We start from the raw sequence: 18,147 nt of genomic DNA on the forward strand, positions 1-18,147 counted from the left end.
AAATAAAATGAAAATAGTAATGGTTGGCCCTGTGTATCCTTATAAAGGTGGGATAGCACACTATATGGGAATGATGTGCAAGACTTTTGCGAAAAAACATGAAGTGATTGCATTATCATATAAGATGCAATATCCTAAATTTATGTATAAAAAAGAACAAAAGGATTATGAAAGCGATACGTTTAAGGTTGAAGGTACGAACTATTGTATAAATACAGCAAACCCTTTTAACTGGGTTCATGTTGCAAAAAAGATAAATAAGTTATCTCCGGATTTAGTGGTTTTTCAATGGTGGCATCCGTATTTTGCGCCGTGTTATCAAATAATATGCAGCTTATTAAAGACAAAGGAAATTTTATTTGTGTGTCATAATGTTTTTCCACATGAAAGATTTCCTATGGATAGACTGTTGACTCAAGCTACGCTGAAGAAGGGAAAGTATTATATTGTTCATTCCAAATTAGATGAAGAGGACTTACTTTCGGTAAAAAAAGATGCACGTTATAAAAAGGCTGTAATACCCACATATAATGTTTTTAATAAGAGTCAACTGGAAAAAGATGATGCAAGAAAAATATTAAATGTTGCTCAAAATGAATTTGTGTTATTGTTTTTTGGATTGGTTAGAGAATATAAGGGATTGAAGCACTTATTAAAAGCATTGAGCATTATAAAAAATAAAATACCTAATGTAAAGTTATATATTGTAGGTGATTTTGGAGGAGAAAAGGATCATTATTTAAAAATAATAAAAGATTTAAACATAGAGAATTATATATTAATAGAAGATGCATATGTCTCGGATGATGATGTAGAAAAGTACTTTACAGCAACAGACATGGTTATTCTACCATATGAATCTGCAACACAAAGCGGAATTGTTCAAATTGCATATGAGTTTTTAAAACCTGTAGTTGTTACAAATGTAGGGGGATTGCCAGAAGTTGTTGCGGATGGAAAGACAGGCTATGTTGTTTCGCCATTTAATGCAGAAGAACTTGGACAGGCGATAGTTAAATTTTATGAATGCAATGATAAACGGCATTTTGAAAAGGAAATAGAAAACGAAGCGTACAAATTTAGCTGGGATAGAATGAACGAAATATTAGATGAAATCGTAGAAGGAGGCAATTAATGGTTATATCACAAACTCCGTTTAGAATGTCATTTTTTGGCGGGGGAACGGATATGGAAAATTATTTTAGAAAGTATGGAGGGGCAGTTTTGTCAACAACATTCGATAAATATTGTTACGTTACTGTTAGACATCTGCCGAGATTTTTTGATTATAAAACCCATTTAACATATTCTAGAATGGAATATGTAAATACATATGATGAAATTCAACATCCTGCAATTAGAAATGCAATGAAAATGTTGGATATGCATGAATTACGATTGACATATGAAGCTGATTTACCAGCACAGTCAGGACTAGGTACAAGTAGTTCATTTGCGGTGGGAATGTTAAATGCCTTTTATGCATTAAAAGGAAAATATGTAGATAAGAAAAAATTGGCAGATGAAGCAATTTACTTAGAAAGAGAATTATGTGCGGAAGCTGGAGGCTGGCAGGATCAGATAGCGGCAGCATTTGGAGGCTTTAATAGAATAGATTTTAATGAGGATGGATATAAAGTAAGTCCGGTTATTATTTCACCAGAGCGAAAAAGTATGTTGAATTATAATTTAGTTATGTTTTTTACTGGATTTACGAGATTTTCATCTGATATACAAAAAGCGAATAATGCAGGAGAGTCGAATGAAAATAAAATAAAAAAGTTAAAAGAAATGTATTCTTTAGTAGATGAAGCTGAAAAGATTTTGGTGGAAAAGAATAGCGATTTAGATGAATTTGGCAGACTGCTTGATTACACATGGAAACTCAAAAGAACTACCGGGGAAAAGGTTAGTACAGAAAGCATTGATGCATTATATAAGAAAGGAATCGAAGCAGGTGCATTAGGAGGGAAACTACTTGGCGCTGGTGGAGGAGGTTTTTTGATTTTTTATGTTAAGCCAGAAAATAAACAGAATTTAATTAATGCAATGAGTGGTTTATTGCATGTTCCGTTCGAATTTGAAAATGGTGGCTCGAGAATTATACAGTATACAGCAGAAGATTATGAGGGATAAAAAGTGAACATAGGAATAGTTGGGAGCACAGGATATATCGCACAATTCTTAATTGAACATTTTGAGACTTGTAGCAATATTGCCAAGGTGGTAAAATTTGATAAAAGCGATTTAGCTGATATATATTTAGATTTACAAGATTGCGAAAAATTTAATTTTGATTTATTGGATGGATTATCATACCTTATTTTTACAGCAGCAATTTCTGGACCGGATATGTGTGCAAAGGAATATGAAATGTGCTGGAATATAAATGTAATAGGAACAACAAAATTTATAAGTGAAGCAATAAAAAGAAATATAAGAGTACTATTTTTCTCAAGTGATGCAGTATTTGGAGATATTGATGGATTCATCTATAATGAAAAAAGTGAAACAATGGCAAAGACTCCATATGGTAGAATGAAAAAAGCGGTTGAGGATGAATTTAAACAATCAGCTTATTTTAAGGCTATTAGATTATCGTATGTAGCTTCGGGCAAGGATAGATTTGTATCGTATTGTATGTCCTGTATGGAGAAGGGAGAGATAGCAGATGTTTATCATCCTTTTTACAGAAATTGTATTGTGGTATCTGATGTTGTCAAGGTTGTAGAGTGGATGATTAATAACTGGGAGAAATTTACGGATTTTGTGTTGAATGTTGCTGGAAATGAGCTGGTAAGCAGAGTGAGAATTGCAGATGAAATCAATAGAATTAAGAAAGGTAAGCTAAAATACACAATATCTGTACCAGATGAAAGTTTTTATCAAAATAGGCCAAGCATAACTCAGATGGAAAGTTTATATCTATATGATATGAATATATTAAAAAGAGAAAGTTTTACAACAAAAATACAAAGAGAAATGGAGAATGAATAAAAATGAAAAAGAAGGCGTTAATAACAGGAATTACAGGAATGGTAGGTTCACATTTGGCAGATTTTCTATTAGAAAATACGGATTGGGATGTTTATGGTGTCTGCAGATGGAGAAGCCCGTTAGACAATGTTAGTCATTTGTTAGAAAGGGTAAATGAGAAAGACAGATTATTTTTTGAGTATGCCGATTTGAATGATCAGGTATCATTAATTACTGTAGTAAATAAAATAAAGCCTGACTATGTGTTCCATTTGGCTGCACAGAGTTATCCATTAACCAGTTTTACAGCACCAATTGATACACTTAATACTAATATACTGGGGACTGCCAGACTGTTAGAATCAATACATTTGGCAATGGAAGAAGATTCTTCATATAAGCCGATTATTCATGTATGTGCATCTTCAGAAGTGTTTGGAAAAATTCCAAAAGAAAAAAAACCAGAAGCAGGAATTAATGAGGAATGTCCATTTCATCCAGCTTCGCCATATGCAATATCAAAAGTTGGAACAGATTTGTTAGGAAGATATTATGCAGAGGCTTATGGGATGACAGTTATGACTACTCGCATGTTTACTCATACAGGACCACGAAGAGGCGATGTATTTCATGAGTCCACATTTGCAAAGCAGATTGCTATGATTGAGGCTGGATTAATAGAACCAAAAGTTATGGTAGGAAATTTGCAATCACTTAGGACATATGCTGATGTCAGAGATGCTGTAAGGGCTTACTATATGTTAGTTACTGTCAATCCTATTGCAGGAGAATATTACAATATAGGTGGATCATATACATGTGAAGTTGGTGATACATTGAATACTTTGATTTCATACTCGACAATGAAGGATAAAATAGAAGTTGTTACTGATCCGGAAAGATTAAGACCGATAGATGCTGATTTACAGGTGCCTGATTGTAGAAAATTTAAAGAGCATACTGGATGGGAACCTCAGATTCCATTTGAACAGACAATGCAAGATTTGCTAAATTATTGGAGAAAAAGAATCAGCAATGGAGAAAATTTTTTGACAAGATAATATGTATTATTAATGGAGATCATAATCTTGAAGAATTTTTTGATAGTACTGAATTATAACGATGCGGAGACAACGTTGGAGTTTGTAGAAATGGCAAAAACGTGTAATGCAATTGATAAAATTGTTGTTGTAGATAACTGCTCGACGGATTGTTCATTTTCTAAATTAACCTGTTTGAAATCAGACAAAATAGATGTTATACAGACTGATAAAAATGGTGGATATGCATATGGAAACAATTTTGGATGCAGATATGCTGAAAAAAATTATAATCCCAAGTTGTTCTTTATATCAAACCCAGATGTTCGGTTTGAGAATCATGTATTGCAAGAAATGGATAAGCTATCTAATAACCACAAAGATATAGGGGTTGTTGCACCGATAGTAAATCAAGGATATAATATTTGGAATTTACCGAAGTTTTGGGGGCTGATAGAATCTATTTTTTTGGTTTGGTTCAATCTGGACAAAAGAAAGATAAAAAGCAAAATGCTAGGTAGTAAAAATCATTTTGAAACAGTTGGTGTAGTTGAAGGCTCTTTTTTTGCTATTTCGCGTGAGGCATATGATAAGATTGATGGATTCGATGAAAAAACATTTCTTTATTGCGAAGAAAATATTTTGGCAAGACGGCTTCTGTGGAACGGCTATAAAGAGGCCGTTTTGCCAAAATGCAGGTATGACCATTTTCATTCGGTATCAATAAAAAAACATTACGGTGGAAAGGTAAAGGCATTTAAAAATTTTCATAAAAGTATGCTTATATATTTGCAAGACTATTTAGACGGAGGCATTGTTGAACGAATAATATTTGAGATATGTTTTGGTCTGGGATACATTGAAAGATATATGTATGATATATATATGAAAGTTAGAAAGTAAGTTACGGAGGTTAGTGTAAGTATGAAAAAAGTCTTATGGGTTTCGCTAATGGTTCCATATGATTCGGTATCACATGCAAGCGGTAAAACACAAAATTGGTACTTAAAACAGATGGCAAAAGAAAAAAACATTAACTTAAGGTTAGCTACTTTCTGCAAACCAGATGAGATAGGTAAAATAGATTTGGATTTGTATGGAATAAATTATAATATGTATGTCAGACCTAGAGGTGGAATTGTTAATGAATTAAAAAGAGGATTGGCATGGATATCGAAACTGGAAATTTGCAATAAATATGCGGGATTGACAACAATTGATTATAGAATTGGAATGCGAAGAATGCTCCGGGAATTGGAGAACGAAAATTATGAACCGGATATAATAATAATGCAATGGACAGAAATACTATTCTTTTTGCCGATTTTCAAAAAAAAATGGGTAAACGCGAAATTTGTTGCTATAGAAGAAGATGTTTCTTATCTGGGAATGCAGCGGAAACGTGATTTCTATAAAAATGTGTTTCAGAAGGCATTTTTTGCATGCAAAGCTAGACGAGTAAAAAAATTAGAAATACGGTATTTAAATCAATGTAATCTTGTGGTTTTTAATAATGAAAAAGATTATAAATTATCTTGTGGCGATGGATATGTGGGAAAGAGCATGGTATGGTCTGTTTTTTACCAAAATTTGTCTGACAGAAAATTATGCAATAACGGTAGTAACGAAGTAGTTTTTTATGGAGCAATGGCACGGGAGGAAAATTGGAAAAGCTGCGTATGGTTTATAAAGAATGTTTTGCCTGGAATTGAAGACAAAGAAATTAAATTTGTTATTGTTGGAAGCGGACCAAAGGCTAAACTATTATCATATGCTGGTGACCGGGTCGTAATCAAAGGATTTGTTGAGGATGTAGGTAAAGAACTAGCGCAATCCATGTGCCTGGTGGCACCATTGGTTATGGGAGCGGGAATAAAGGTGAAAATATTAGAAGCAATGAGTTTGGGACTCCCCGTATTGACTAATGATATTGGTATAGAGGGAATTCCAATGATTGATCAAGTTGACTATTACCATTGTGAAAAACCTCAAGATTATATAGATACTATTAATAGAATATGTAAAAAAAGAGAAGATGCAAGTTACATTGGGTGCAATGCAAAACAGAAAATAATTAGTAAATTTAATTATGATAATGATGCAAAAAAATTCATAGAACAAATCTTAGGTTTGTAGGAGAGAGGATGAAGATAATAAATGGCTTAAAAGTTAAAGAAAAAAAATATAGTGGAGTTTTAATGGTATTAATTCTGAGCTTTTTATTACATTTAATTCCGATTTTTATTGTTAAGACTCCAACATCAGGACCAGATGAGGTGCTTTCTTTAGCATCAGCCGCAAAACTGGCAGGATATGACTGGAGCTATTTAGTTACAAAATTTGGCACAAAATATGGATGCGGCAGTGCCTGGTATTTAGCACCATTATTTTATTTTATAACAAATGGGAAAATTATATATAATCTTGCAAGAACTGTATTGGCTTTCATACTGGCGTTACAGTCGGTCGTTTGTTGGTTAATCTTGAAAAAAATTTTTGAATATGATAATGAACTTGAAATAGCTGTGGTTTCATTAGCGGGTTCTTTTTTTTCAAATGCTACTGCTGATATTTTCTGTAACGAAGCCATATTAACACTTAGCACATGGTTATTTATTTATTTTATCCTAAAAATTTATAAATATGGAAGCAATTTAAAATATTCTCTTATATTGATAGGCGTATTTTCATATTGTTGTATCTGCCATGCAAGGACATTGATTTATTTACCTTCAATCTTGGTGGTTGTATTTTTTTTGTCTTTAAAAAAGAAGAAAAGTTTTCTTGATTATCGAGCAATTATTATTGGTAGTGCTTTTCTGCTTATTGCATGGAAAATTAACCGATATGTTGGAATGCAACTGTATAGAAATGAACAAGCTCTTAATGAATTGGCTTCGGCAGCAATCGGTCAGAGTGGTAATGTGGGATTAGTAAAAAATTTTATTCTGACGATTAAAACGTTTGGAATACGAGATACTTTAAAAGGAATATTAACCGTATCCGCTACTAATGCATATGCAATCTTAATTTTTACTGGTTTTGGTTTTGCAGCTTCAATTGTATGTTTTTTCTTTTTCTTGAAAAAAAGAAAAAACACAGAGGAAATGGCGAATATTGTTAGTATGTTTTGCATGATCGGTCTGGGCGTTAGTATTTTGGCAATGGGAGTTATAAATTGCTGGCATGGAATAAATTTAATGCAAGGTGATGTTTACAATGATGGAAGATTTTTTTTCTATTTAAGGTATTATATTAATTTTTTACCGCCAATGGTTATATCTTTATATGTATACATGAAAGAAAATGACACAAAAAAATTACTTACAAAAGCTATATTGCTTGCATTAATTTTATATTTATTATTTAGAGTGGTATTTTTAAGAACTTTTGATATAAATGGAATGGAAGAATTTGATGTTGGAAAATTCTTTGAAGCATTTTCAATGGGCAAAGTAATTTCTTATTCTTTAGCATTTAAGATAAGCTTGCTGATAAGTATTATTTTGATAATGGTTTGTAAAAAATCGAACAGTATTTATATTTATTTTACATTAATAGTCAGCTTGCTTTTTTATCAACAGTTGTATCAGTGTATATTTTTCAGGGGAAATATTTCTGAAACAACACAAGAATATACTGACAAATTTGTGGCATATAGCGAAAATGAAACATTAAGAACATATTTGGATAATTTCGGCAAGATTTATGTACATTCAAATAAAGTATATAAATTAGAATACTATATACAATTAATTATTCCGGAAATACAAGTTAAGCGATATGAAGAGAACTATGAGGATGATAATGAAGTAAAAATAGTATTTTCTAACGAAGATTTAACTACTTTTTTGGATAAAAAGTTATATTGCGTTAAATTAGATACAAATGAATATCTTTATACAGATACATATAAGGTATATAAAGATATAAATATGATAATAGCACAGATAGAGGAAGGATAAATGAATATAGGAATTTTAACATATGCAGGTGGATTGAATTATGGTGCACAGGCACAACTGTATGCGATGACAAATTATTTGAAGGAAAAAGGACACAATATTACAGTATTAATGTTTAAACCCAAATATTATTTTGTAAAAAATATAAAAATTGCATTGAGGGTAGAACCAAATTGGCAGAGGCATCCAAAGCATATTATGCAATCAATAAAAAGAATGAAAGCATTTAATAATTGGATAAAAAATATTCCTAATCAAATAGAGGTGAAAGACGGAAAAGAAGTAGATGGTTTGGATTTAGATTTAGTGATAGCAGGCAGCGATGAGATTTTAAATTGCAAACATCCTTTTTATGATGACATATATATAGGAAAAGATATAGATAAAACTGCATTGATTTATTATGCTCCAAGTACAGGAGCTTTATCAGTTGATTATGTGTTATCAGATGAACAGATAACGTGGTTTCAAAAATTTAAAAATTATTCCGCTAGAGATGTAGTTACAAAAAAATTTATTGAAAATAATGAACATCAAGAAGTTACTGTTGTATTGGATCCTACATTTTTATGGGAATTTAATGAAATTACATGTAAAACAAAGCTAGGGGAAAAAAGTATTGTATTATATTCATTTGATTCAATCGCTGATTATGCAGACGAAATAATTGATTATGCAAATAAACATGAATATGAAATTGTTTCTCTTGCAAGAGAATATAGATGGGCAAATATTAATTTGCCAGCAGCAACCGAGCAAGAGTGGATAACGTGTTTTCGTAATTGTGAAGTTGTTATTACGGATTCGTACCATGGCTTAGTTTTTGCTTTGAAAAATAAAAAGAAAGTTGTTTTAATATCGAGAGAAGACAAATTAAATAAGAATAATGGATTACTGGAATTTTTAGGAATACAAATGAGTTATTATAAAAAAGGCAGTATTGATAGATATTTACACACTGAGACTCTTGATTATTCAATAATAAATGAAAACATAAAAAAAAGAAAAATTGAATCTGAAAAGTATTTAAGTGAGGCATTGGAAAATTTATGAATATAATATTAAAGATAATAATAGTTGTTTTGTTAATATATCTATTAAACATTTTGTTTTTATCGGTTTATTGCAGAATAGAACGAAAAATAGATAGCATGGTAAAACAAAAAACTAAAAATTCTAATCAAAAAACAGAAGAAATAAAAAATAGCAAGTCTTCTTTGAAAGAAAGAAAACTTGTGAATGCATTAAAAACTTTTTATAAAAATGCGGATCATTATTTTTATGGATGGATGCGGTATTGTCAGATGCGCATGAGTAAATATCCGAGTAATAGAATTAGAAAGATATTATATAAAAGAGTTTTTTGCATGGATATAGACAAAAAAACTGTTATAAGTGCAGGCTGTGAGATTCGTTCTCCGTGGAATGTGCACATGGGAAATTGCATAATTGCGGGCAACTGCATAATTGATGGAAGATCAGGAATTATAATAGAAGACAATGTTGTTTTAGGCATGAATGTACATATTTGGACGCAAGAGCATGATGTCAATAGCCCAAGCTTTGCAGTTACACCTGAACATAGAGGTGAAGTTGTAATTGGTGAACGGGCGTGGGTGTGTTCGGATTCTACCATATTGCCAGGGGTAAAAATAGGAGAAGGCGCTGTAATAGCAGCAAAGGCATTAGTCTGTAAAAACTGTGAACCATATGGCATATACGGAGGAGTACCGGCAAAAAAAATATCTGATAGGACAAGAAATTTGACATATGTTTTGTCAGGAAAACCGCATTGGCATTTTAATTAAGCATAATCATAAGGAAGGTGTATTTTGGAAGAAGCATTTACTTTTAATTATATAAAAAAAATAGAATGCACTGGATGTGAAGCATGTGCGAATATATGCCCTGTTGGAGCTATGGAGATGCGAAAAGATGAAAGTGGTTTTTTCTATCCATATACAAATTATAAGAAATGTATTGCATGTGGAAAATGTACTAGTGTATGCCATAGGGCAAAAGATAAGCAGGAGAATAACATAGATGAAATTGAAACTTATGCAGGATACTCAAAAAAGAAACAGATAGTATATAGTAGTTCTTCAGGTGGGTTATTTAGAATTTTTGCAGATGAATTCATGAAAATGTATCCCAATGGAAAGGTATGTGCCGTTATTTGGGATGAAGATTTTAAGGGAGTTCATCATGAATTGGGCGGAGAAGAACTTCTAGAAAGGATGCAACGCTCGAAGTATGTGCAAAGCAGGAAGAACCTGATATATAAAAGAATAAAAGAATGTTTAGAAAGAGAGACTCCTGTATTATTTGTGGGATGTCCTTGTGAAGTTGCAGCTTTATCAACATTTTTGGGAAAAGAATATGACATTTTGTATAAGATTGATCTTGTGTGTCAGGGACCAACGGCACCTTCAGTTCTAGAAAACTATATAGAAAATTTAGAAAAAAAATACAAGTCTTCTGTAAAATCTATTAATTTAAGATTGCCTGCAGGAACAAATTGGATACCTCAATGGAGTGATATTAGATTTGATAATGAGAAGAGATATGTCAGGGTATTTTATGAAACTGATTTGGGGATAGCGGTTCATTATATGCAACGGGAGTCATGTTTTTCTTGTAATGTACGAGGAAAAAATAGGTATTCAGATATTACATTAGGAGATTATCATGGGGTATCGCCGCAAGAACCATACTATAACGCTAAAGGAACATCAATTTTATGTATAAATACAGTTAAGGGAAAGACATTGCTAAATCTTGTTAAAGAGCAGGTTTATCTGGAAAAAGTAGAATATTCAAAGGTTGAAAGACATAATAAGCGTTTGACCGAACCAAGGGTAAGAGATGAATCGGATAAAATTTTCTTGGATACTTATAAGAAAGAAGGCTTAAAAAGAGCAATTAAGAAAACCTTGTCATGGAAGCAAAAGGTAAAATATTACTTACCAACGGTATTGGCAAATAAAATTAATGGCTATAAAGGTTGTGGAAAAAATGAAGAATAAACAGATAGTATATGGAACAGTCATTAACTATGCTACAGTTTTTGTGCAAATGATCAGTACAGTTGTTGTAACACCCTATTTGATAAAAATATTTGGCGATAATGATTATGGAATATATAAAATTATAGTGTCGTTAGCGGCATATTTGATTATTTTAAATTTTGGCGTAGGAAACACATTGATACGTTTTTTGTCAGAATTAAGAGCGAAGGGTGAAGATAAAGGAGATACAGCAAAAGCATTAGTTTCATTTTCAACAGCATTGAATTTTGGGGCGGGATTATTTGCTGTTTTAGTTGGATGTCTGATATTCCGTTTTATCCCTAATTTTTTTTCTACCAGCTTATCAACGAGAGATTTGCAGCTTGCCAGAAATATTTTTATTATATTGTTAATTAGCGCTGTTTTTTCAATTCTAACAGATTTATATATGTCTTATCTGTTTGTATATGAGAAATATACATATGTAAAAACAGTGGATTTGTTGAAATATCTGTTGAGGGTAGCATTGATTTTTTCGTTGATAAACAAAGGAAAGTCGGCTACACTTATAGCGTATATAGATTTGTATGTTTCAATATTTACATTTGGTGCAAACTTTTTATATGCGATTTGTAAAGGAAAAATGAAAATTGGTTTCTGCAATCTAAATAAAAGGATGCCTATTTCACCTAAAAAATTCTTTTCGTATTCACTATTGTTTTTTTTAAATCTTATTATTGAACAGCTGATATGGAATACCGATTCGATAATAATTGGTATGCGCTTAAATGCATCAATGGTTTCTATTTTTTCATCAGGAGCCATTATTTCAGCAGCTTTTAACAGTATGACACAAATTGTTAGTACAATGATATTTCCAAAGATAGTTATGAAATTTAGTGAGAACAACCCGAAAGAAAAATCTACAGAAGTGATGATAAAGATAAGCCGGTTACAAGCATTTATTGCGTTCTATATACTGGGTGGATATTTAGTGGTAGGGAAGTTTTTTGTAACAGATATCTGGCTTGATTCTAGGTATGAATTGGCATGGACTACTAGCATGATAGTGATGGTAGGAACATTATTTAGCTCATTAATGGGAAGCGGACACTTGATTTTAAGAGCTATAAATAAACAGACATATTTTTTGGTGTGTGAGTTTGTGATATTTTTGGCTAATGTTGTGACAACATATGTATTAGTTAAACCATTAGGAATAAAAGGCGCAGCCTATTCTACAACAGCAGCGTATGTTATAGGAATGTGTGTATTTATAGTCCCATATCTCAAGAAAACGATTGGCTTGGATGTAAAAAGATATTTCCAAAATATTGTGCCAATTGTTGCTTCAATGGTATGTATGAGCATAGTATTATATGCTATTTCTAATAGAATTGGTATTACAAATAAGTTTGAAATGATTATATGGGGAATAATTTATACAGTGTTATATATAGCACTTGCTTATATGGTAAGTTCTGATGAGGAAAAAAAGGCATTAAAATCCATATAGATGAAGGAAGTAAATAAATGATAGTTTTAGGAATATTATGTTTGATAATAATGGTATTCATGTTATTGAATTATAGATATAAGAATTCGTTTTATTATCAAAATTTAGTTGAATTTGAGAATCGTCCTGTGAGAAAAATATATTGGTCCGACAAAATCAAAATGGTTAATTTGGGAAGTGTACATGCCAGATTTGCATTTCAGTACTTTAAAAATGAGGGAGTTAGTCTGGCCCGTGCACCACAATCTTTATATTATGATATTCAGTTACTGGAAAATTATTCGAAGCATATTCCACGAGATACAATTGTGGTTGCTTTTTTTCCTATTTGTTTATTTGCTTTAAAAAATTATACATCATTGAATCAAATTGCAAAGTATTATTATGAGCTGCCCAAAGATAGAATAGAAAAATATTCGCTTCTCAAGTATATAATTGCGGTAAAATATCCAATTTTGTATGCAGGGAAAAAAGCAATATATAGTATTGTAAATAGAAAAATTGACTCAGAATGGTCATATCAAAAATGTGTTGTATCTGAAGACAGATTGAAAAAAATAGCACAGGAACATTGTGATGTCTGGAAGAAACAGTTTCAATTAGAGAATTTGACAGATGCAGATACAACTCATTTAATACCATGCTTTGAATATAATCGAAAGTTACTAGAAAGATTGGTGGATAAATGTAAAGCACAGGGATGGAAACTTGTTTTTGTGACTGGCCCTATGGCACGGCAGATGAATGAAATGTTTTCTGAAAAATTTTTACACAATTTTTACTATTCGAATTTCCAGGATATAGCAGAAAAAAATAATATTCTACATTTAGATTATAGACTGGATAATACATTTCAAGATGATAATAATTTGTTTTGGAATGGAGTTGATTGGTTATCTGAGACTGGAAGACGAGTTTTTATGGAAAAATTAGAGAATGATTTATATAAAAATGGATATTGGAAAGGAGACCAGCCATGAATAAAATTAGCCGTACTTTAAAAAAATTGTTTGGTAAAAAGGTTTATGTAAATATTTCAACTACTCAAAGTGGAAATTTGCTAAGAGATAAATGCGTGGTTATTACTGGTGGTTCTGAGGGGATTGGAGCAGCTATTGCCCGCAAGTGTATTAGTCAAGGGGCAAGAGTTTTGATAACAGGGAGAGATGAGGTAAAATTACATGACTTTGCAGATACAGTGGATAGAGATAAAGTCAGCGTTTTAGATTGGGATATATCCGATTGCACAGTTATAGAAGAAAAATTTAAACACGTACTTAATGAATTGGGACAAGTTGATATTTGGATTAATAATGCCGGAATATATAGGGATGTTAATTACAGTTCATGCAGGTTACGGGATTGGGATGAGATAATGTCGACCAATATCAGAGGACCATATTTCGCTACAAACAGAGTGGCTAATTATTTTATAGAAGAAAAAATCAAAGGGGTTATATTAAATATTTCGTCTGAGACAGGAAAAGTAGCAGGCACAAATCCATATGGTTTTTCGAAAAATATAATTATGCAATATACAGAGGGGCTTGCGGTAGAATTAGGGAAATATGGAATTCGTTCGAATGCAATTGCCCCAGGTGGAGTTGCTACAAAGATTGCGGGAAGGACAACAGGTGACGAATTATCATTTCCTGCATTAGGTGGAAGATTAATTACATGTGAAGAAATTGCGGAGTTAGCATTGTTTTTAGTAGCACCTTTAAGTTCATGCATTAATGGACAAGTGATTTATGCTAACGAAGGTAATACTATTGTTATACCAAGTGGAAATATTTATTAGGAGAAAAGAATAAATGTTAGCAATCATAATGGCAGGTGGTAGAGGAACTCGTATTTCAGCTATTGCCCAAGATATACCAAAACCAATGATTCCAATATGTGGAGTGCCGGTATTGGAGAGAGAAATAGTCTGTCTTAGAAATCAGGGATTTACAGATATTATCCTTACTGTGAGTCATATGGGAGAAGTAATTATGGATTACTTCAAGGATGGAAGTCAGTTAGGAGTGCATATTAATTATTACTTTGAAAAAGAGCCGCTGGGCAATGCTGGGGCATTATTCCGGTTGAGACAGGAAATAGAAGAATCTGGAGATGATTCGTTTTTACTATTAAATGCAGATGCTATATTTGACGTTGATTTTAATAGAATGGTAACATTTCACAGAGAAAAGAAGGCTGAAGTGACTTTATTTACTCATCCGAATGCACATCCTTATGATAGTGGACTTATTATTGTTAATCGCAACGAACAGGTGGACAAATGGTTGGCAAAAGAGGATAAGAGACCTAGGTGGTATCAGAATAGAGTGAATGCGGGTTTACATGTTATTGCGAATAGGGTTATTGATGAATATTTGAAATTATTGGCAGATGATGAGAAGATGGTTGTCTCAGATGCAGGGGTGCATAGTGATAAGACGGCAATCGTACCTATTGGAAAAATTGACCTTGATCGTCAGATTTTGAAACCATTATCTGGAACAGGAAAGATGTATGTATACGATAGTCCGGAATATGTAAAAGATATGGGGACACCAGAAAGGTATTATGGTGTATGCAAAGATTATGAAAAAGGAATTGTTCAGGCAAAAAATTTGTCAAATAAACAGAAGGCTATTTTTTTGGATCGGGATGGTACAATAAATAAATATGTAGGATTTTTGAGAAATATTGATGAATTTGAATTGTTACCAGGCGTGATAGAAGCAATCAAAAAAATTAATGCATCAGGTTATCTGACTATTGTAGTGACTAATCAACCGGTAATTGCACGAGGCGAAGTGTCTTATGGAGAACTGGAAGAGATTCATAATAAGATGGAAACACTTTTAGGAGAGAAAGGTGCATATATAGATGCAATTTACTATTGCCCACATCATCCAGACAAGGGATATGATGGTGAAATACCAGAGTTGAAGTTTGAATGTGATTGCAGAAAACCAAAACCTGGGATGTTGTGGAAGGCAGCAACTGATTTTAATGTTGATTTGTCAAAATCATGGATGATTGGTGATGGAGAAAATGATGTATTGGCTGGAAAAAATGCTAGGTGTAAGACTGGATATATAAAACGTGAAAATAAGCTGATAGAAGCTGATATAACAGGTGAATCTTTGCTTGAGGTAATTACGGAAATTCTTAATTAGAATTTTATGAAGGAGAAATATGAGACATTTAGAAAAAAAATTAGGGAAACATATTGATTTGTTAATACAGCGATATCCTGTTTTAGAGTTGTGCAGGCAGGATATAATAGATGGTTATTTAGTTATGGAGGAGGCTTATGAAAATAACCATAAGCTTTTGATTGCAGGCAATGGTGGCTCGGCTGCTGATTCAGAACATATTGCGGGAGAGCTTATGAAACGTTTTAAAACTCCGCGAAAAGTATCAGCAGAATTTGCCAAGAAACTTTGTGAGGTGGATTCGGAGAGAGGACCATCTTTAGCTGAAAATCTGGAATGTGGTCTGATGGCTATTCCACTTGTTGCACATGAAGCACTTACTACTGCGTATATTAATGATGTGGATGGACTTGGTGTATTTGCACAGCAATTATTCGGATATGGAAGAGAAGGGGATGTTTTTCTTGGAATTTCTACATCAGGGAATAGTAAAAATATTATAAGTGCAACTGTTGTTGCAAGAGCATTGGGAATTAAGATTGTTGGACTTACGGGGGCAAAAGGTGGAGAACTTGCAAGTGTTTCGGATGTGGTAGTAAAAGTTCCAGAGACAGAAACCTATATGATTCAAGAACTGCATTTACCGGTATACCATTGCTGGTGCTTGATGTTGGAGGAACATTTTTTTGGATAGTTATGTTTGTTATAAAAAAGGGTTCAAGTACGAAATTAAAAAGTAAGTTTGTAAGGAAGGAAATATGACATGAGGGAAAAAGTTGTGAATAGTGCAGACTTTATTGTAAAAATATTGTCTGTTCTTGTATCAGTATACTTTGTCAGTTCATTAGTATATAGAAATATATATATATGTGTTTCACTGGACCTGTTAATGTATCTAATGTCAGCTATTGTAATTGTAGATTATGTAATGTATGCACTTGATACATATAAAATAAATTATGCAGAAAATAAAATAATAAGAGGATGTATATGGACGATAACAGCCTGTGTATGTAATGTAAAAATATTGGCAATATTATTTGCTGTTTCATTGCTATTTTGGCTTTATATATCCAATGAAAAAAGAAGAAAATTTGATTTTTCGTTTACATTTATGGTGGCATGTTTTGGCATGGAAATCATTAGCGTTATTGATATAATGTATGATTGCGAATATAGACATGGTGCAAAAATGCTGAATAGCTCGCTGGCAGTAGATATTTTGACAGTAATATCAGTATTGATGTATATATATTCAGACAAGATATTTACATGGATGGCAAAATTACCGGCAATTGAAAGAATGACAAATTATAATAGTGTGAATTTTAATGAGGAAACACTTTGGCAGAAGAGGATGACATATGTTGGAGTAATACTTATTGGGTTATTATTGGGATTACATACGTATAATTCTTTTGTCATTAATAAAGATATTTCGAGAATATTTATATTATCATTGATGATGATACTACAAATTGTAATTGTGTATTTTTTATATGACAAGATATGCAGTGACCTAGGCAGAACAGTCAATCTGTTTATAGCAGTAATTACGGTTTGCTTGCCATATATTAATTGTAAAAATTACAGTTTGAAAATGTCTCTTATATATTGTTCAGCGTTTGCAATTTGGTATTGCTGTTTCAAGTTTATAAAGAATAAGAAATGGAGTTGGATAATTGCTACAGTTTTGGCGATTTGTGCGGTTGCTTTTTTGGTTGTAAATGGTTATTATATTATCCCTTTCATAAATGTTGGCATCGGGATTCTTTTGGGAAAGATATTTAAAAAGAAGGAATGTTATTTAATTATTTTATGCATTATATTGATAATATGTGGTCAGGTGTTGTTTGATTATAAATATATAACACCAATGAAAGAATATGATGAAGTAATTAATACTTGCTATGATATCAATGAAAAAGTGGATGTTGACATGTTTTATGTGGGAGAAGATTCTCATATGATAAAGATGTTAAAAGATGGAGATATAACATTTAATTCAACAACCTGCGATAATATAACGGAAAGTGGAGTGATTATATTTGATGCCGCTATTCCAGAAAAATATATTATACATAAATATGTTGTGTTAGAAGACAATCAATTTATTGTTTGCTTTAACGATGAAAGTTTAGCGGAAAATTATCAAAATATGGGAGGAAAATATTCGAAGAAAGAATGTGATGCTCAATTGAATATAGACTATAAGCAGAAAACACACATGGCAGAAGTAACAGTCTCAAATGTAACGGAAGGGTATCATGACCTATCTGTGGCAGTCTGGAAAGGTAATGAGGAGCCAATATGGTATAATTTTGTGGATCATGGAGATGGACAGTTTCAAGTTAATGTAAAGTTGAAAAAATATAAGGAAAATGAAAGGATTAATTTTCATATATATGGGACATTTGAACAGGAAGACCCAAATATTATAATAGGAAGTGACTATTTAATCCCAGCGATTGAACAATAATCAGAAGTATAACA

General features: G+C 32.1%; 16 protein-coding genes. All 16 read left to right on the top strand.

Annotated features, from left to right (window positions below; translation table 11 throughout):
- The first annotated feature begins 7 nt into the window (after nucleotides 1–7).
- Nucleotides 8–1,135 (top strand): glycosyltransferase, encoded by a 1,128-nt coding sequence (locus tag DWX96_RS01735; protein WP_118056499.1) that lies wholly within the window; start codon nucleotides 8–10, stop codon nucleotides 1,133–1,135.
- Nucleotides 1,135–2,136 carry a GHMP family kinase ATP-binding protein gene (locus DWX96_RS01740; RefSeq protein WP_118056498.1) on the top strand — a complete coding sequence of 334 codons (1,002 nt, stop codon included), beginning with the start codon at nucleotides 1,135–1,137 and terminating at the stop codon, nucleotides 2,134–2,136. The genes DWX96_RS01735 and DWX96_RS01740 overlap by 1 nt, the downstream gene beginning before the upstream one ends.
- 3 nt (nucleotides 2,137–2,139) lie before the next feature.
- On the top strand, nucleotides 2,140–2,997 hold the full coding sequence (locus tag DWX96_RS01745) for an NAD-dependent epimerase/dehydratase family protein (RefSeq protein ID WP_118056497.1): 858 nt from the start codon (nucleotides 2,140–2,142) through the stop codon (nucleotides 2,995–2,997).
- A gap of 2 nt (nucleotides 2,998–2,999) precedes the next feature.
- The gene (locus DWX96_RS01750) at nucleotides 3,000–4,037 is read left to right on the top strand and encodes a GDP-mannose 4,6-dehydratase (RefSeq protein ID WP_118056496.1); all 1,038 of its coding nucleotides are present in this window, start codon (nucleotides 3,000–3,002) and stop codon (nucleotides 4,035–4,037) included.
- A 12-nt stretch (nucleotides 4,038–4,049) separates the two neighbouring features.
- Nucleotides 4,050–4,919 (top strand): glycosyltransferase, encoded by an 870-nt coding sequence (locus DWX96_RS01755; protein ID WP_118056495.1) that lies wholly within the window; start codon nucleotides 4,050–4,052, stop codon nucleotides 4,917–4,919.
- A 21-nt stretch (nucleotides 4,920–4,940) separates the two neighbouring features.
- Complete coding sequence (locus DWX96_RS01760; RefSeq protein ID WP_118056494.1) at nucleotides 4,941–6,152, top strand: glycosyltransferase; 1,212 nt, start codon at nucleotides 4,941–4,943, stop codon at nucleotides 6,150–6,152.
- Nucleotides 6,153–6,160: 8 nt separating this feature from the next.
- Nucleotides 6,161–7,981, top strand: coding sequence for a hypothetical protein (locus DWX96_RS01765; RefSeq protein ID WP_118056493.1), 1,821 nt, complete (start codon nucleotides 6,161–6,163; stop codon nucleotides 7,979–7,981).
- On the top strand, nucleotides 7,982–9,034 hold the full coding sequence (locus DWX96_RS01770; RefSeq protein ID WP_118056492.1) for a polysaccharide pyruvyl transferase family protein: 1,053 nt from the start codon (nucleotides 7,982–7,984) through the stop codon (nucleotides 9,032–9,034).
- A complete protein-coding gene (locus tag DWX96_RS14475; protein WP_242988684.1) occupies nucleotides 9,031–9,789 on the top strand; it encodes an acyltransferase in 759 nt (252 codons plus the stop codon). Before DWX96_RS01770 ends, DWX96_RS14475 begins: the two co-directional genes overlap by 4 nt.
- A 24-nt stretch (nucleotides 9,790–9,813) precedes the next feature.
- Complete coding sequence (locus tag DWX96_RS01780; RefSeq protein WP_118056491.1) at nucleotides 9,814–11,007, top strand: Coenzyme F420 hydrogenase/dehydrogenase, beta subunit C-terminal domain; 1,194 nt, start codon at nucleotides 9,814–9,816, stop codon at nucleotides 11,005–11,007.
- On the top strand, nucleotides 10,997–12,505 hold the full coding sequence (locus DWX96_RS01785) for an oligosaccharide flippase family protein (RefSeq protein WP_158561796.1): 1,509 nt from the start codon (nucleotides 10,997–10,999) through the stop codon (nucleotides 12,503–12,505). The genes DWX96_RS01780 and DWX96_RS01785 overlap by 11 nt, the downstream gene beginning before the upstream one ends.
- Before the next feature lie 17 nt (nucleotides 12,506–12,522).
- Complete coding sequence (locus DWX96_RS01790; RefSeq protein ID WP_118056489.1) at nucleotides 12,523–13,485, top strand: hypothetical protein; 963 nt, start codon at nucleotides 12,523–12,525, stop codon at nucleotides 13,483–13,485.
- A complete protein-coding gene (locus DWX96_RS01795) occupies nucleotides 13,482–14,306 on the top strand; it encodes an SDR family NAD(P)-dependent oxidoreductase (protein ID WP_118056488.1) in 825 nt (274 codons plus the stop codon). Before DWX96_RS01790 ends, DWX96_RS01795 begins: the two co-directional genes overlap by 4 nt.
- 13 nt (nucleotides 14,307–14,319) lie before the next feature.
- Complete coding sequence (gmhB, locus tag DWX96_RS01800) at nucleotides 14,320–15,675, top strand: D-glycero-beta-D-manno-heptose 1,7-bisphosphate 7-phosphatase (protein ID WP_118056487.1); 1,356 nt, start codon at nucleotides 14,320–14,322, stop codon at nucleotides 15,673–15,675.
- A gap of 19 nt (nucleotides 15,676–15,694) precedes the next feature.
- The gene (locus tag DWX96_RS01805) at nucleotides 15,695–16,348 is read left to right on the top strand and encodes a D-sedoheptulose-7-phosphate isomerase (RefSeq protein ID WP_118056486.1); all 654 of its coding nucleotides are present in this window, start codon (nucleotides 15,695–15,697) and stop codon (nucleotides 16,346–16,348) included.
- Nucleotides 16,349–16,417: 69 nt separating this feature from the next.
- Nucleotides 16,418–18,133 carry a hypothetical protein gene (locus DWX96_RS01810; RefSeq protein WP_118056485.1) on the top strand — a complete coding sequence of 572 codons (1,716 nt, stop codon included), beginning with the start codon at nucleotides 16,418–16,420 and terminating at the stop codon, nucleotides 18,131–18,133.
- Nucleotides 18,134–18,147: the final 14 nt, after the last annotated feature.

Origin of the sequence: Roseburia sp. AF22-2LB, assembly GCF_003461125.1 — a bacterium.
Taxonomy (GTDB): Bacteria; Bacillota; Clostridia; order Lachnospirales; family Lachnospiraceae; genus Roseburia_C; species Roseburia_C amylophila.

What these genes read in the sequence shown, in the direction of transcription:
- DWX96_RS01810 (WP_118056485.1), top strand. Translation starts at nt 16,418, where the DNA reads ATGAGGGAAAAAGTTGTGAATAGTGCAGACTTTATTGTAAAAATATTG.
- DWX96_RS01770 (WP_118056492.1), top strand. Translation starts at nt 7,982, where the DNA reads ATGAATATAGGAATTTTAACATATGCAGGTGGATTGAATTATGGTGCA.
- DWX96_RS01760 (WP_118056494.1), top strand. Translation starts at nt 4,941, where the DNA reads ATGAAAAAAGTCTTATGGGTTTCGCTAATGGTTCCATATGATTCGGTA.
- DWX96_RS01755 (WP_118056495.1), top strand. Translation starts at nt 4,050, where the DNA reads ATGGAGATCATAATCTTGAAGAATTTTTTGATAGTACTGAATTATAAC.
- DWX96_RS01765 (WP_118056493.1), top strand. Translation starts at nt 6,161, where the DNA reads ATGAAGATAATAAATGGCTTAAAAGTTAAAGAAAAAAAATATAGTGGA.
- DWX96_RS01740 (WP_118056498.1), top strand. Translation starts at nt 1,135, where the DNA reads ATGGTTATATCACAAACTCCGTTTAGAATGTCATTTTTTGGCGGGGGA.
- gmhB (WP_118056487.1), top strand. Translation starts at nt 14,320, where the DNA reads ATGTTAGCAATCATAATGGCAGGTGGTAGAGGAACTCGTATTTCAGCT.
- DWX96_RS01805 (WP_118056486.1), top strand. Translation starts at nt 15,695, where the DNA reads ATGAGACATTTAGAAAAAAAATTAGGGAAACATATTGATTTGTTAATA.
- DWX96_RS01790 (WP_118056489.1), top strand. Translation starts at nt 12,523, where the DNA reads ATGATAGTTTTAGGAATATTATGTTTGATAATAATGGTATTCATGTTA.
- DWX96_RS01795 (WP_118056488.1), top strand. Translation starts at nt 13,482, where the DNA reads ATGAATAAAATTAGCCGTACTTTAAAAAAATTGTTTGGTAAAAAGGTT.
- DWX96_RS01750 (WP_118056496.1), top strand. Translation starts at nt 3,000, where the DNA reads ATGAAAAAGAAGGCGTTAATAACAGGAATTACAGGAATGGTAGGTTCA.
- DWX96_RS01735 (WP_118056499.1), top strand. Translation starts at nt 8, where the DNA reads ATGAAAATAGTAATGGTTGGCCCTGTGTATCCTTATAAAGGTGGGATA.
- DWX96_RS01785 (WP_158561796.1), top strand. Translation starts at nt 10,997, where the DNA reads ATGAAGAATAAACAGATAGTATATGGAACAGTCATTAACTATGCTACA.
- DWX96_RS14475 (WP_242988684.1), top strand. Translation starts at nt 9,031, where the DNA reads ATGAATATAATATTAAAGATAATAATAGTTGTTTTGTTAATATATCTA.